The organism is Arthrobacter sp. N199823, from assembly GCF_002929705.1.
Lineage (GTDB): Bacteria > Actinomycetota > Actinomycetes > Actinomycetales > Micrococcaceae > Specibacter.
Genome location: NZ_PJIN01000007.1, coordinates 21,855 through 37,178 on the forward strand (window position 1 = coordinate 21,855; position 15,324 = coordinate 37,178).

Consider the following 15,324-nt stretch of genomic DNA (forward strand, 5'->3'; position numbering starts at 1 on the left):
AGATTCTCGCATCTCTGTAGCCATGGTGGATGACCAGCCGATGTTCCGGGCAGGAATACGCATGCTCATCGACAGCCAAGAGGATATGTCGTTCTCTGGCGAGGCTGGTAACGGCGAACAAGCCGTTGCCTTGGCCGCTGCAAAGCGTCCTGACGTGATGTTAATGGACTTGCGGATGCCTGTCATGGACGGAGTAGCCGCGATCAGGAAGATCCTTCAAGACGCCGACGCGGTCGGTCTCGAAAAACCCAAGATCATCGCCCTGACCACCTTCAACCGGGATCAAGCCGTAGTTGATGCTGTTCAAGCTGGGGCCAGCGGATACCTACTCAAGAGCGCCGAACCGGAATTCCTCCTGGCCGCCATTCGAACGGTATACACAGGATATTCCGTCATTGCCCCCGGATCGATCCATACACTTTTTGAGCATGCTGCCCGAAGCTACCCCGATCTAGGCCCGGACCTCTCCGTTCTCAGTGTCCTCTCAGTCAGGGAGAGAGATATTTTTGTACTCGCAGCCAAAGGATTGAGCAACGGCGAAATGGCGGAAAGCTTGTTTGTCTCTGAAGCCACCATCAAGACCCATCTACGCAGTGTCCTGAACAAACTGGAGCTCCGCACACGAATTCAATTAGTCGCCTTTGCCTATGAACGTCACCTCTTGGGCAGCTCAACAGGCCAAGCCTAAATGCAACAATAACCGCCCCTTGAGAAGGCCCACACCGATCGGTCCCCACAACACGCATTACCCGTGCCGCAGCCTCCCCGGCGTGATCACCACGGAAGAAGTGAACCGTCCCGCCAAGGTCCTCTTGGGGGCGAGTTGACAGTCTGGCTGAACGTAAGTCTATTGCGTTGGAATGCACCCGCCGCAGCCCATCGTTGGGATGGTGGTTCACGGCAATATTGCCGAATTGTTAGAGCTGGAAGATTGAATCTGCTACGCCGGGATGCTTGCAGTCTCGAGGGAAGTTCTTGGCTAAACGACGATCGTCATTGCCGGGAGCAGGACGAACGGAGGGCCAATAGTTGGCAGCGACGGCTTCAAACCACCAGGGTATGAAGGAACCGCGGATTTCCGCCACTTTTATGCGCGCGGATTGTGAAACGTGACCTCAGGTGGAGTCGAAATAGACCCCGAAAATGTCAAAAACGTGACCAACTTTTCGTTCAATAACGTGAGTAGAACGTGATCTGGCACCTCGGCGCACCCGGCCAAAAGAGTAAAACCGCAGGTCAGAGGCCCTTTTTGTGCCCCGGACTGGAATCGAACCAGCGACCAAGAGAATCTAGCTATCTGGATTCTGCTAGGTGCGGTTACTTGCCATAATCTGCGTGTTTCCGGGGCTGCTGGTTGTTTCCGAAGACTGTGGCATGTCGTGCATTGCCGTAGTTATTGGTTGAAAAGGGGGAGTAAAAGGGGAGTGCTTCTCCGTGAGCCAGCGGCGCTGTCCGGGTACGGGTTCAATTTCTGGGCAGAGTGGGCCACGTCTGTGGTGCCGATCGAGTGGAGGTCGCTGTCCATGGTGACTATTTTACGCCCGTGGCCTGATCGATTGTCGGTGCTGAGGTTGTGTACCTGGAGCGAACATGATCAACAAAGCTAGCCACAGGAAATTTCGAGTGATCAGGTGAGCTAAATATCATGACTTCCATGGAAGAACGTCAGGCTGATTTGCTAGGAGCTGAAACAAGAGTTACAGGGCGAAGGAAAGAATAATCATTGTGGATTGAGAGCTTGTCGAACTCGTTCTATGTCGTGGGCTTCGTATCCGAGGGGATATGCAGGGGGTGTGTCTTCGTCTTCAAGTTCGATCAACCAGAAGTGCTCGAGCAGCCCTTTGCAGTGGTCCGGTTCACGTCCGATGGGGTCTTTTTTTGCCGCCGCAAGGAACGAGCTTAATTCAACGCCCTCGGGAAAGTTATCTAGCCAACGCGATGCAATCGAATAATTTAGCTTGCTGTCCATTTCGATGGTGGTTTGGAGCTGTATGGCTTCTAGAGGTGGTTCCTTGTCCAACGGCGAGAATCTCGCATATTCAATGAGGTAATTTATGTGTTCTCTGCGAATATCCCAGTCGAAGAACTTCTTAACCCATTTGCTGGCGGTGAGGAGGCGCAGCGATTCAATGTCATCGATTTCCTCGTAAAGCTCAATGAGTCCCTGGCATCCGGCTTCAACGGCTGGCACGGGGATGAGCTCCGGCTTGTCGTAGATTCCCATACGAGTTCTACCAGCCCTCGCGTCGTCAAGAATCTCCAGGAGCTTATCGGTACCCAATCGTTGGGCTCCAATCGTGTGCAGGAATCCCGCGTACTCCCCGACGATGCAGGCCAAGGTACGGCTGTCGCTTTCGAGGCCGGTGGTGTTCTCGAGTTCAGCGGCCAGAGCGTCGACTTCGCTCCGGCGCTGTTCCATTTTTGTCATGGCCGGCAGAGCCTTCTCGCGTAGCTTTTTTAAGCGTACGTCCTCAACACTCAACGTCCGCTTACGGCCTCCAAGCGTCACAAGAAGACGGGCGTGGACATTATGGGGTCGCACATCTCCATAGATGTCAAAGCTAAACAGAGCAACTCCAGCTCGTTCCCCGAATTCTTCAGCTTGACGAGTGAAACCTGACAGGGAAAGGAAGAGCACGGCTACGTTTCCATGCCCCGCACCGAGTGCGGACTGAACTGTGGGACCCCCAACTGGGACCGCCGTATGTTTCACCTGGGCGACTCCGCGATCGGAGACAACGTCGATGCCTTGGTCATTGCCAGAACCTGTGGTTCTGGCGTCCTGCATTCCAAGATATGTGCGCATGTACCATGCTGCTAGATCCTCCGCATCGCTCCAATCAGCAAGCAGGATCTCCTGATTATGGCGAGAACGAAACGGCGTATTCATATTGGAACCATAGCTTCTCCTGGCGCCCGGACCGGTCAGCCACGCTGCGTACGTCGCGCTACCTGTAGCTGCTGCGATTTTTGGCGTGTTACTGGTCAGTATGATCCCCAGTGAACGGTTCATGGGTGTGATGCGGGAGCAGACCCCGAGGCCGCCAGGGCAGGCCAGTATTCTTCTTTCAGTAGGCCCACGATGGCCTGCTGCTTAGCGCTGATATGTCCGATTCACAACTGACGAAACACACGTCTCTTGCCATTGCTATTCATGGGTAGCATGAGGAATACGAAACTATCTGGGGGCATCACCATGGCTGGCAGTATCTACGACGAACTCATTGTATTTTCAGCGACACTCAAACCATGGCAGCAGGATGCCCTTCGACGGCATACAACCACAGCCGAACTATCTGACGAAGACATCGCAGTCCTGACAGATATTGCCTATGAAGCCAACCTCAAAGACAACATCAACCTTGACGAAAGGGATGGCGAAAAGACCACATTCAGCAACCCTGCCGTAGTCCCATTCACTCAAAAACATGTCCCCAGCAGTTCATCAGCAGCCCCACCGGTGGCCCTGTCCAAGATCCAACACATCCAGGGCGTCAATCGTCTGCGTCCTGGGGCTGAACTGACACTCCAACCTGCTGGGTTGAACATTATTTTCGGTTTGAATGGCGTGGGCAAGAGCGGATACACGAGAATCCTCAAATCGTGCTGTCACGCCAAAGCAAAAGAAGAAATCAAGGGCGATGTCTTCCAACCCGAACAACCTGAACCCCAAGCCAAAGTCTGGTATCAGTTGGGCGGCACCGACCTGGACCATGAGTGGAACCCACGGGTAGAAACTGACAACACTGACTTGCCCAGGGTTGCTGTGTATGACAGCCAGTCAGCATCAGTCCATGTAGGCAAGAGCCCCACAGAACTGTCCTTCATTCCCCCTGGCTTGGAACTCGTTACAAGCATGACGGCAACATATGGATCCATCGCCCAAGAGGCAAAGAGCAGGATTGCTGTTCTCAAAGCAGAGCAGGTTCCAACCATTGTTGTGGATGCAGTGTCAACAAGTGTCCGCACCGCCATGGACTATCTGGGTAAGGCTGCCGCCATTGAACTGGTGACCACCCTTGGAACCCTGACGGACGACGACAAGCAAGACCTGACAACCCTACCGGGCGAGATATCCAACCTTAAAGGCAACAGCAAATCGGCTCGGGAAGGCACAGCCAAAGTTGCCAGCACGAACTACCGCACACAATCCAACCGCATCAAAACACTGGCTGGGAAGGTCAGCAACGAGCAGGTAGAAGCCCTGCGGTCTATCTGGATCCGCTTGCGTGCGATTGACGCAGAACAGGCAGTGGAAATCCATCATGACTTCACGACTGAACCTGTCTCTGGCGTTCTTAGCCCAAAATGGAAGTCCATGTGGGATGCAGCTCAAGAATTCGCACGGGAAGAGCAAGAGCTCACAGATGGCTTCCCCTCTGACGACAGTGAATATTGCCTACTCTGCCACCAGACACTCACGCCAGAAGCACATGACCGTCTAAACAGTTTTAAGACTGCGATGGCAAAGGATCTGGACGCAGAAAAGCAACGGCTCACACGGCAGATGACGGCTATCATTGCCGGCATCAGGACTGCCGTATCCAGCGACAATATCAATGCGGACATGCTGACAGTCTTGGAAACAGACCATCGGGAAGACATCACCAAGTTCCGTGCCAACCTTGCCCTGGTCAACCGACTGCTTGAAACACCAACAACGGGTCTGCTTGTAAGTAACGAGCTCATTGACGAAATCACCGCACCGTTCCTCGACGATGAAACAGTTAACCCAAGTGTCCTAATCCATCCCACAGTTGCTGGCGAGTTGGAAGAGACTGTCAGCCTGTTTGAGACGATAGCCAAGGGCTTAGACGACACGGTGAAGGCTATCCAGGGCGAGACCGAGGATGGCTCTGACATTGCCGGCAAGGAAACACGGCTGTTGGAACTGCAAGAGCGCTCCAAGGTTGCTGGTTCCCTTGAAGTATTGCGAGACCACCACAACCGTCTTATTTACATCGGTGCCTTGGAAAAGGTGGGGGTTGAAACGGCAACTCGGGGGCTTTCCCTCAAGTCCAAGTCCTTGGTGAAGGACTACATTGAACGCATTGCCACTGACTTCACTGCCAACCTCCGCATGATGGAAAACTTGTCACAGAATGCTCCCGAGAGTGAAGCCCGTCTGCGGGTGAAGCTGGTTCAGTCTGTCGACCGTGGCATCAACACCATCGGCTTCAATGTGGACGGTGCAATCAGTGCCACCGAAAGGGCTAACGGAGTTCTCAGTGAGGGCGAACTCCGTGCGGTTACGGTTGCGGCGTTTCTTGCTGATGTCACCAGTAGCGATGATGGCTCAGCGATCATTTTTGACGACCCCATGACAAGCCTTGACCATGACTTCCAGACCAAAATCGCCGTACGACTGGTTGAAGAAGCCCATCATCGACAGGTCATCATTTTTACCCACAATGTGTCTTTTGTGGGAGCACTGTGGCATGAAGGCGTGGAAAAGGACATCCGCCGGCAGGCACTGGCACAAATTGCCAACCCGACCAAGGTTGAAGCGAACTACGTTGAACTGACAAGGCATCCAGAAGAGGGGGCTGGGTTGCAAGTTGCGGGAACTGGCACGCCAACTCAGGGCTTCAGGAACCTTCTCGCCAAGCTTGAGCATGAAGTGATACCCGTTGCACGTAAGCATTACAGCGGGGCGGACATGGATATGACTGCTTATGCCAATGATTGCGTATGGTTTGCCACCGACCTCCGTAACGCTTGGGAGTATGCGGTTGAGGAAATCATGATTGGTGGCGTGGTTGCACGAAATCAACCTGCCATCAGGACAGGCATGCTTTCCAGCCTGGTAGTAGTCACCCAGGCTGATGTGGGAGCGATAGATAACGGCATGGATGTTAATTCCTACTATGTTCATTCCACGGGTGCAGGTAACCAAGTATCTCTCCCTACTCCCACTGACATGACGGATAGGGTAGCAATGGCCCGAGACTGGGCAAAGGACTTCAATTCCCGTAAGAATGCCTACCGACAAAATAGTTAGAGGCCCCAGGGGCATCTCCGGTGCGCCCGTTGGTGGGCCTTTTATACACAGTGTTTAGCTGAGGTTGCGCTGTGATGAATTCGGGTGTGGAGGTGATTGGATAGAGGTGAGGGCCAAGCCCACGAGTGAGACTTTCTAGGCTCCGTCGATCCAGAAGGAACTGTCGTCCAGTACTTGCGCGGGTCATCGGGTCCGGCGGTAGCGGATCAAGTGATTTAAGTTGCTTGTTTCGTCGTCAGCTCACCAAATGCCTGCAGCACCTCGGTATTGTCCGGCGCCGCGTGTGTCTTCTGGACGTAGTGCTTACTGGTGATCTTTTCGTCAGAGTGGCCGAGTTGGGCCGTCGCGGCGGCAATACCTTGGGTGTTGGCGAGGATCGTACCGACCGATTTCCGGAACGTGTGCGGCGTGACCCAGTCGTAGCCGAGGGCTTCTCTGACCTCGCGCCATTGCTTGCGGTAGCCGTTTGGATCGCGGATTGTCCCCACGCTGGAGGCGAAGACGAGGCCAAGGTTGTTGGTTCGCGTAGTGTCGGCTTGACGTTTGCGGAGCATTTCTACGGCAAAGGAAGGCAAGAAGTACCTCTGCCGAGAGTTGGAACTCTTCGGATGATCTTGAATTTTCAGTCCACTGGTGCCCTTGACTTTGATGACGGTCCCATTGATCGTCACTGTCGGCTTTTCGGACTCTAGGTCCACATCAGTCCAATGTATGGCAAGGGCCTCGCCGATGCGGGCACCGGTGGCCAGCATGATGTCGACGACGTCTAGGATGTCCTTTTCGTGCAGCCCGTTGGGGCGCCCGGTTGGTTGCTGCCACGTGTGCACGCCTTTACGAAGGGCGATGACCTCCTCCAGGGTGAGGGCGCGGACTTCTTTGGTGACGATGGGGATCTTGGCGACTTCACGTAATGGGTTGGCGCCGATGGCGCCGTGCCGAGTAGCGAGGCTGAGCATCCCGGACAGGATGGTCTTGCACATCTTCGCGGTCGTGGCGCCGCTATTGGTGCGGATGGTCTTGAGGAACCTGTCGAGGGAATTGACGTTGGCTTCCCTAATGGTCAGCTCACCGGTGCCTGGCAGGATGTGGGTGTCCAGGAGCTCCCTATACCGTTTGCTGGTGTTGGCAGCCCTGCCGAGGTCTTCAAATTCGGCCCACCAAATCCGTGAAAGCTCGCGCAGCTGCATCTCCGGTCCGATCTCATCCTCATTGATCGGGATCAACAGTGTGAGCTTGTGAATCAGTGCTGCCTCTGCTTTTGGGCCAGACGGTCCCCAGGCTTCGTATCGGCGGACTGCACCGTCGAAGGAGCGAAACTTGGCGCGAGCGCGCCAAATCTTTGGCTTGAGTTGCTTGCGTGTGATCTGACCCCAAGTACCCAACGGCAAGCGCGCTCTAGGCAAAGTGATCTTCCGTCGTTTCGAGCCAGTCGTTCAGGTCGCTCCGGCTTATGCGCAGGTGCCGTCCAATCCGGTGTGCCCGTGGCCCAAGGTGTTTGACGCGCCACTGGTAGAAGGTCTGCTCGGGGATTTGCAGTTCCCGGCAGATATCCCGTGGGGTCAGCCATTCCTCCGCGATTGCTGCGGTGGAAGGGGCCTGGCTTGTTTGCTCGCTCATCGGCTTCTCCTGTTCAACGTGGACCTACACCTGTCCATGCTGAAAAGCACTGGAACTACATGATTGCTGTTGCCATGTCGGAAGCACGACGGCGATCACCTCACCAAATATCGTGGCGCGGCACGCAGAAGAGCTGCAGGTTGCTGGCGGGAGTGAACGTGGTGTTGCAGTCGGGGCCGGTTTGCTTGGTCATCCCTCTTCATAGCGATCCGACCCGGTGACTCCATGACATGCCGTCACGCTGGCCGTGACGGCAGCCCGCTTCGGTGCCAGAAGTGTAAAGGGCTTTTTGGTTGCGGCAGTTCCATGGTGGGGTGGGGTTCTTTTGCCAGGGAACAGGTGGTGATGGGACCTGGCTGCTGCGATAGGTTTGTGGAAATATCGGTGGGCTGGTGGTGGCGCAGGGGAGTGCCGCATGAGGTTTTCATACGGCACTGGATCTCTTGCTTATGGTGACTATTGGGTGGCGAGCTTGAGCCGCTCGATTTCGGTAGGGTTGAATCCTGACCGGTGGTGGTCGTTCACGACGACGACCGGGGCTTGGGAGTACCCGAGGGCGGTCGCGTTGGTGGTCAGGTCGACGACGCTGTCGGTGATGCCGACATGGTCCAGAGCCAGTAGGTGAACTTGCATCGCTGGCAGTCTGGCTTGCTGTATGCCGTGTTGGTCATTGCCCTCGCTTCGCTCTATGCTTCCTCTGGTTTTGATTCGCACGGATGGTTTTGATTCGGACGGAATTGTTAGTGGTGGGTTCCGGAAAGTGGTGATCTTGTGTTGTGCCCGGCTGGAAACAACGCCCGCACCGAGAATCAGATCGAGCAACCTGGCTAGGTGGTAGTTGGGGTCGAACAACAAGGCGGCCTGCATGTAGTTCGCGGCTTCGGTTCCCATGGAGTTCTACCAGCAGATGTGCCCGAACGGCGTCAATGGGGTCGCGGCATGGGGCGGGGCAGCCATGGTGAGCAGCTCTCGGAGCAGCTTTTCCGACTTGTAGATGTGGGGCACCATTGCGAGGCCCTCGTCGTGGCGCCGCTTTAGGTGCGATGGTAGCGATCAATCTGGGAGAAATCTTAGACTCCTTGGCCGACGCAAAGTAGTAGGCCAAGCAACGGACAGGTATCGAAAATCTTGAAGTGCCCAACGGATAACCGGCGGTCATGGCGTCGAACCGGGAATGGAAAACAAGCGCCGAAGGAACCAAACTAGAGATTGCGCAGAAGTTGTGCACCCAGAGTCGGTTCAACAATTGCCCCGCAGCCCGTATCTTAGTTGGGGCTCAACGCTTCTTAGAATCCTCCCCGTGTGGGCGCACGAACTTCTCTTTTCTTAGGTTTCTTTCTGCAGTCAAGGTGGGATGCCAACGAAGACGATTGGACTCGGACGCCGATCCTGAGAAGTTTCGTCGCCAACATCCGGAGAGTCTAAACAACGCGGGCAGGGAGCGTCAGCACCCTGCCCGCGCCAAATATTAATGCTAAATGGACTACCGCTATGGGGTAGTGACGTCCAAGAGTTCGTCAAGATTAATCGGTTCGCTTTGTGCTAGGTCGTTTGTGATTTCGTAATCACTCTCGTCCCAAGGCCAAACCGGAGTGCCGTGTCTGCGAAAGAACAAGAATGCTCGGTCGAGGAGCACCACCCGTCTACTTGCAGCTTCGTATGCAAGAACGGGAGGGCTTACCTTGATCTTCACTTGCAGTGCTTGTACTCGGTCTAGCGCTTGTGTTAGGTCGCTTTGTCGAATGTTCTGATCCCCGAATTCAGATAACAGTGCGCGGGTGTCGAAGCCTTGATGCAGAAGCACCGCATCATCCGCTGCAGTGAATGCACGCAGAAGATGAAGATAGACAACTAAGCCCTCTGGCATCCTCCGCATACCTCTCACGAAGTTAGAGGCGAATTTTTCAAATCTTCCGCGCATTTGATCGGCCACAACGCGCCGTGCCTCTGCAAGCTCCGGCCCCAGGTCTAAGGTGACCCAGTCGGTATGTTCGTCAATTTTTGCTGCGTGACAAAGTCGTTCTGCAAGACGCTGAATGAGTCCAACATTTCCATATGAGTCCTGTACCAAAGCCGCTACGAGACTATCTGTTAGCTTTACTTTGAGAGCGGCTGTTCCGGCGACTAGTACCCTTTTCAGGTCGTCGTCGGACCAAGTTAGGTGTATGTCGTCAACCCGACCGTCTAGATCGCCGTTGAAATAGGTCATCTGGTGATCTCTCGGCCAGACTCCAACAATGACTACGTGCACACCATATTCGCCGAGTGCCTTCATCCATGAAGCGAAAACTTCCTGCTGAATTTCAGGTAGGTAATGGAAGTCCTCTAGCACGAGGCGCTTTCCGGAAAATTTGACAGCAGTTGCCACCCATTGGAGATTGGCCACAGTTTGACCTAGGAAATGTTCCAGGGTTTCCCTCTCCTCTACTTCTGTTACAGAAGCTGAGAGTGATGCCTTGATCTTGGCAAATAAAGAGTTTCCTGCTTCTGCGTCGACAGAAGACGCGATACTTCCGGTAACGGAGTCCTTTCCAGATTTGGAGAACTTGACAGTCACACCTATCTGAGAGAGCGCCTCTTCAAGGACTGTACTTGCTTTGGAAGTAGTCGTGCATTGCACCAGAATAGACGCCTTTGGCTGAAGTCCCTTTTGTCTTAGCCAGGTTTTTCCTTGCTTACTTCCTCCATGAATGCTGACGTGCCTTTTCGAATCAAGGGCTCGGCTGAACACGAGATCCAAGTCACCACGATCTACGTATGCCGGAGTGTTTGAAGCCACCCCGATACCGAACACGTCAGCTACCTTCATTTTTTTCGTCAAGACTTCCCCCAAAGATTAAGTTCATTCGATACGTCCCAGTTCAACACTGTACTAGCTTATCCAAATGATTTATGGCCGTCGTGGTCGGTGGCTTCGAACTGATGTGGCCCTGTTGGCCATGGGGACCCCTCGTATCAATCTGGTCAAGATAAAGGTGGCGTTGGATCGGAAGGGGCATAGTTAGACGCCGCATGATTGGATATTACAGCGCTTTTTTCAATTTTGGTGCTGTCAGTTATTGGATTGCGAGTTGCAATCGTTCAATCTCGAGTGGGTTGAATCCTGACCAGTGGTGGTGGTCGTTGACGACGACGATCGGGGCTTGGGAGTAGCCGAGGTCTTGGACGTATTCGAGGGCGGCGGCGTTAGCGGTCAGGTCAACGACTCTGTAGAGAATGCCGGCATGGTCCAAGGATAGGCAGGTGAACTTGCACTGCTGGCAGCCCGGCTTGCTGTAGACCGTGACGTTCATTTCCCTCACCTCACTCTCTGTTTTTCTGGTGCTGGATCGCGTGGAACTACTGGTTGTGGTTTCGGTATGCGGTGTTCTTGTGTTGTGCCCAGCCGGACACGACGCCGGCGCCCAGCATCTGGTCCAGCAGTCTGGCCAGGTGGTAGTCGGGGTCAAACGTCAGGGCGACGTGCATGTAGTTCGCGGCAGCTGTTCCCCTGCCCTTCCACCAGCAGATGTGCCCGAGCATCGTCAACGGGGCCGCCGCGTGAGCTGGGGCTGTGATGGTGAGCAGCTGCCGCAGCAGCTTTTCAGAGCCGTCGATCCGCTCCCATTGCGGGGCTTCGTCCGTGGCACCAAAGAGTGTGGATCCCATGGGTTCGTTGATGCCTGGCATGTCGGCCAGGATCTGGTCGCGGAGTCCGACGTGCTGCAGCCCGGCCAGAATCTTAGCCGACTGCTCATGGGTGGGGTCGTCGCCGTGGTCGATGAGATCCATCCACAACCGGTAGGCCGCGTCAAGGCTCTTGGCGGGGTTGGTGGTCATGTCTCGTATGGCTGACTCGACGGCGTCGTGGTCGACGGCAGCGAACAACTCGGGGATGGCGGGTGTGTCGCGCTCTCCGATGAGGCTGCCTTGGTAGACCAGTTCGGCGTTGAGGGTGCTGGACTCGAGGGCCTCCAGTGGGGTTTCCTTGCCGCAGGTGGTGGGGTTGGCGCCGTCGTAGGTGGCGTAGGATTCGGGGCCGACGATCCATACGTCATGGACGAGTAGCCCGGCAGCCAAGAACCGTCGCTTGACTCCTTGGATCAGTGAAGCGAAGGGCTTGGGGTTTCCCTTGCCCCAAGGCTGGTGGGTGAACAGGGCCATGAGGACGGCGGTGGCGTCCGGGTCGAAACCGACGGAGTGGGCGACACTTTCAGCGTAAGTCTCTACGAATTCTGTGGCGACGGGCAGGTTCACGCGCAGGGTGGGGCCGAGGGCCGCGCCGTCGAGGGCGACGCAGACGAGGCTTTTCTTCGGCCAGTAGCCGAGGCTGTGGCCCATGTAGCTGATGGCGTCGGCTGGGCTGCTGATTCTGATCGGTTCCATTGTCCTGCTCCTCTTTTGTGTTCGGTGGCTGGGTGTTCGCGGACGCCTGCTCTGTTGGTGCCTTCTGGTAAGAGGAATCACCGCTGGGTGTTAGGGGCCGGAGGGCAACTTGGGGTACCGGGCACGGGGCGAAAATTGTTTCGAGGACATAAGCGACGCAGGAGCGCCGAGGAAGAATTTTTGGGGGAGTGCCCGGCGCGTAGCGCCCTGGTTGCGTGGAGGGCCCGCCCAGCGATGATGGGGTACCAGAAGGCACAACGTGGTTCGGCATGTGTTCATATGGGTCCATCGAGTCGCAGTTGCGTTAGGACTGACCGTTGCTGCTCCATGTGTAATATTCCGGAGCCATTTTCTGTCTTCATCACTGTTCATGGGGCTGGAACGCCCCACATACGTAACTAGACGGCTGGATTCAACTGCTGCGAGTCGATTTGAAGGGTACGTGCGCGGCCGAAAGTCGGCAAATATCGTGGCTCCCGCTGTCAGTGGTGAACTGGGACGGAGTCGGTATTGGCCCTGGTCGCAATTGGCAGGATTGGGAATATGGGCGCCAGAAACTTGCGCACGGAATCGCCGAATGAGATTTCCGTGCGTATTGGGATTCCTTATGGAGTGCTGTCGATTGGAGAGGATATGTCGCGGTACCATCTCCAACGGGTTCGCCACAGTACAGGGCATGGGCAGCAACGACGGGGCGAACACCAAAGGGCCACGTGGGTCATTCATGGCACACTTAGGCCGTAGAACAATAGAATGAGGTGCTTGATGTCCGGCCAAAAAGATGAATTGGTATCGAAAATCGTCGTCGATGGCAATGCTGCCTTAGGTGCATTGATGACGAACATGAACAATGCCGTGCAAGGGCTGACGTCAGCTGAAAATTGGGATGAACTCCGAGATCAAGCACCTTATGTCATTTCTTCATGTGTTGCTTCGATCAAGTCGGAACTCTGGGGACGAGACTTTTGGGATGTGCTGACCAACCTTCGCCAGTTCGTTTCACCAACTAGCCTCTCCAACTTTAAGGAGAGCGAGTATGTCCGTTTTCCTGCAGCTGTGGAGGTGGTCGCAATTGTCGGGATTTCTGCCGTCAGCACTGAAACGGGGAGTACGAAGCGGCAGGTGGTATCTTCCGAGCCGGAGGGACTTGTCGAGAGAATCTATGCTTCTGCAGCGCAGATTATTCATTTGGCCCACATGTTGCCCGTGGCTTCCTCCGAAGAAAAGCATCGTGGGAAGGCTGCGGAGCTTGCTGGTATCCTGCGTTCCCACGACGTATCCGTTAGAGGAAGGAACTACCTTTCGACATCCAGGACCATAGCACACGAAATTTTTGACCCTTCTTCGATCCAAGCAATAGTGAAACAAACCTCCGGATACACGTACTCGGAACTCGAATCTGTCTGGGACGGCATCCAAAGCTATTTGACTTCTCTCGTTTTTGGCCGATTGGAGCGGTTGCAGGAGATTGCGCAGGAGTGGGCTAGCGGTGATCAACAGTCGCAAGCGACTGTTGACGAAGGCAAGGAAATTGCTAGGTTACAGTTTCAGAGACCGGGACTCGGGACCCGGTTCACTGCGGAAGATGTTGCCAGAGAATGCGGTGTTGATGAGAAAGTTGTCACCACGGTCCTTGAGAATTTCAGTGTCGATTCCCTCACCATGAGCCCGGTAGACGGGTGCACGAGGTTCGTACATGGCACGAGTCCGATTGCAGGCAAAGGAATGTTGAGGGATCCTGATGGCAGTTATTTGATCATTGGAGACCCAATTCCACATGACTATGTGCGACCGAAGATTGAGTCGGACCTTAAGAAGACGCCCAAGAAATGGAATCAGTACCAACGTCATAGAGACAACTGGGTGGAGGAGTCTGCCGCACGTTTGATTGCCGGGTTACTCGATGAAGACTCGCCTACATATTTTTCGCTCAAATACAGGGCGCCATCTGGGACGGGCACTTTCGATCTATCGCGTGACTCGAAAGATCCCCGACACAACACCTTAGACACCGAGGCAGATGCCCTATTTGTCACCGACGACGTCGCTATTTGTTTGGAGGTCAAAGCGGGATCGATCACGGAAAAGGCGCGTTCCGGTAATGCTTTGCGCGTTGAAACGGACATAAAGAAGACCATAGGTGAGGCGGCTGATCAAGCCGAAAGGCTGAGGAAACTGATTGAAACCAACCATGGGTTATGGAAAAGTAATGGGAAGTGGCTTGACCTCTCAAGCGTTCGGGAAGTTCATTCGGTCGTAGTTTGTTTGGACGACTGGGGTCCACTCGCCATCGCCACTGATGCGCTAGTTCGATCTGGTTTCATCAAATCGAATACTATCCCGTGGCTGGTTTCGCTTCACGATCTCTACGTGATTGAGACCCTGCTTGAACGGCCGGCTGACTTCCTGACGTATCTACGGCGTCGGACTGACTCCGGCTCGGCCCGATTATTTATCGCAGTGGATGAGCTTGACCTTGTAATGTGGCACATTCAAGGCAATTTTTACTTCGATCCTGATCCCGACGTTGTTCACAAACTACATCCTGTGTCATCTGTTCCAACGTCGAGAGATCGTCGACGCTACAAGGAGAGTAGCGTTCCGACAAGGGTTGGTACACTGACGGATCCGCTTGACGCGTGGATGTACTACAAAGAGGGTCAAAGCTCCGTCCCCGCCAGCAAGCCAGAACGGACGGCTGTGCCCCTGATCTCGGCCCTACTCGACTTCCTTCAGAAGGACCATAAACCAGGATGGCTTCGATTTGGGGCGGATATAGCGGGACTCTCTGAAGCGAGCCAGAACGGACTGGGCAGAAACCTCAAGGAGGTTGTCAAGCTCACGCGAAGTGATGGGAGAGTTCATTCCTATGCCCAGAATCATGTTGACTTGTGGGGGCATGGCGTTTTTCTGGTTTGCTCGAAGCCTGCCACGGAGTCGCTAGAGCGTTGCAGTGAGCACCTCGAATCGTATGTCCATGTGAAAAAGTATCAGCTTCGTGCAGACAGGGCACTAGGCGTAGTAGTTAACGAGCGTTCAGAGTTCGTGAACGTCCAGTACAGGAACGACAAGTTTGTGTACAGCCAAGCCATGGAACAGTTGGTCGTTGAACGAGGTCTCCGAGATCCTCGACGTACGGGAAACAGCATCCCCCCGTCGGCGAGGCGGACGACCGTCCGGCTGAAGGCCAAAAGGAATAAGAAGAGGCGCTGAGCAGGGACAAAAGGGATCACTGCACTCAGCCAATGAACTCAACGTCCCTGGTCAGTTGAACTAGTCCATTAGTGGCGTGCGTGTTTCGTCAGGGTGAAGCTGCTGCGCTATCTTGTTGTTGCATTGCT

General features: G+C 54.8%; 10 protein-coding genes. 3 read left to right on the forward strand and 7 right to left on the reverse strand.

Annotated features, from left to right (window positions below):
• The first annotated feature begins 22 nt into the window (after positions 1–22).
• Positions 23–688 (forward strand): response regulator transcription factor, encoded by a 666-nt coding sequence (locus CXQ93_RS14635; protein WP_104111307.1) that lies wholly within the window; start codon positions 23–25, stop codon positions 686–688.
• A 1,032-nt stretch (positions 689–1,720) separates the two neighbouring features.
• Here the strand turns inward: CXQ93_RS14635 and CXQ93_RS14640 are convergent.
• The gene (locus tag CXQ93_RS14640; protein ID WP_104111178.1) at positions 1,721–3,013 is read right to left on the reverse strand and encodes a restriction endonuclease; all 1,293 of its coding nucleotides are present in this window, start codon (positions 3,011–3,013) and stop codon (positions 1,721–1,723) included.
• A 447-nt stretch (positions 3,014–3,460) separates the two neighbouring features.
• Here CXQ93_RS14640 and CXQ93_RS14645 point away from each other — a divergent pair, with 447 nt between their 5' ends.
• Complete coding sequence (locus tag CXQ93_RS14645) at positions 3,461–6,001, forward strand: AAA family ATPase (protein ID WP_219817362.1); 2,541 nt, start codon at positions 3,461–3,463, stop codon at positions 5,999–6,001.
• 215 nt (positions 6,002–6,216) lie between these two features.
• On the opposite strand, the gene CXQ93_RS14650 is transcribed toward CXQ93_RS14645, so the two are convergent.
• From CXQ93_RS14650 to CXQ93_RS14675, 6 genes are all read right to left on the reverse strand, one after another.
• Positions 6,217–7,404: a site-specific integrase gene (locus tag CXQ93_RS14650; RefSeq protein ID WP_146073232.1), complete on the reverse strand. Its 1,188-nt coding sequence runs from the start codon at positions 7,402–7,404 to the stop codon at positions 6,217–6,219.
• Complete coding sequence (locus CXQ93_RS14655; RefSeq protein ID WP_104111181.1) at positions 7,397–7,618, reverse strand: helix-turn-helix domain-containing protein; 222 nt, start codon at positions 7,616–7,618, stop codon at positions 7,397–7,399. Before CXQ93_RS14655 ends, CXQ93_RS14650 begins: the two co-directional genes overlap by 8 nt.
• A gap of 456 nt (positions 7,619–8,074) precedes the next feature.
• Positions 8,075–8,509, reverse strand: coding sequence for a hypothetical protein (locus CXQ93_RS21275; RefSeq protein ID WP_308470627.1), 435 nt, complete (start codon positions 8,507–8,509; stop codon positions 8,075–8,077).
• Positions 8,510–9,107: 598 nt separating this feature from the next.
• A complete protein-coding gene (locus CXQ93_RS14665) occupies positions 9,108–10,439 on the reverse strand; it encodes a hypothetical protein (RefSeq protein WP_146073233.1) in 1,332 nt (443 codons plus the stop codon).
• 235 nt (positions 10,440–10,674) lie between these two features.
• Complete coding sequence (locus CXQ93_RS14670; protein WP_104111183.1) at positions 10,675–10,911, reverse strand: glutaredoxin family protein; 237 nt, start codon at positions 10,909–10,911, stop codon at positions 10,675–10,677.
• Positions 10,912–10,957: 46 nt separating this feature from the next.
• Positions 10,958–11,983, reverse strand: a complete 1,026-nt coding sequence (locus CXQ93_RS14675; protein WP_104111184.1) for a DUF4192 domain-containing protein — start codon at positions 11,981–11,983, stop codon at positions 10,958–10,960.
• A 765-nt stretch (positions 11,984–12,748) separates the two neighbouring features.
• Here CXQ93_RS14675 and CXQ93_RS14680 point away from each other — a divergent pair.
• Positions 12,749–15,196, forward strand: a complete 2,448-nt coding sequence (locus CXQ93_RS14680; RefSeq protein WP_104111185.1) for a hypothetical protein — start codon at positions 12,749–12,751, stop codon at positions 15,194–15,196.
• Positions 15,197–15,324 lie beyond the last annotated feature (128 nt).

Coding starts and splice junctions, on each gene's coding strand:
- CXQ93_RS14640 (WP_104111178.1), bottom strand. CDS start 3,013: ATGAACCGTTCACTGGGGATCATACTGACCAGTAACACGCCAAAAATC.
- CXQ93_RS14675 (WP_104111184.1), bottom strand. CDS start 11,983: ATGGAACCGATCAGAATCAGCAGCCCAGCCGACGCCATCAGCTACATG.
- CXQ93_RS21275 (WP_308470627.1), bottom strand. CDS start 8,509: ATGGGAACCGAAGCCGCGAACTACATGCAGGCCGCCTTGTTGTTCGAC.
- CXQ93_RS14635 (WP_104111307.1), top strand. CDS start 23: ATGGTGGATGACCAGCCGATGTTCCGGGCAGGAATACGCATGCTCATC.
- CXQ93_RS14670 (WP_104111183.1), bottom strand. CDS start 10,911: ATGAACGTCACGGTCTACAGCAAGCCGGGCTGCCAGCAGTGCAAGTTC.
- CXQ93_RS14680 (WP_104111185.1), top strand. CDS start 12,749: ATGTCCGGCCAAAAAGATGAATTGGTATCGAAAATCGTCGTCGATGGC.
- CXQ93_RS14655 (WP_104111181.1), bottom strand. CDS start 7,618: ATGAGCGAGCAAACAAGCCAGGCCCCTTCCACCGCAGCAATCGCGGAG.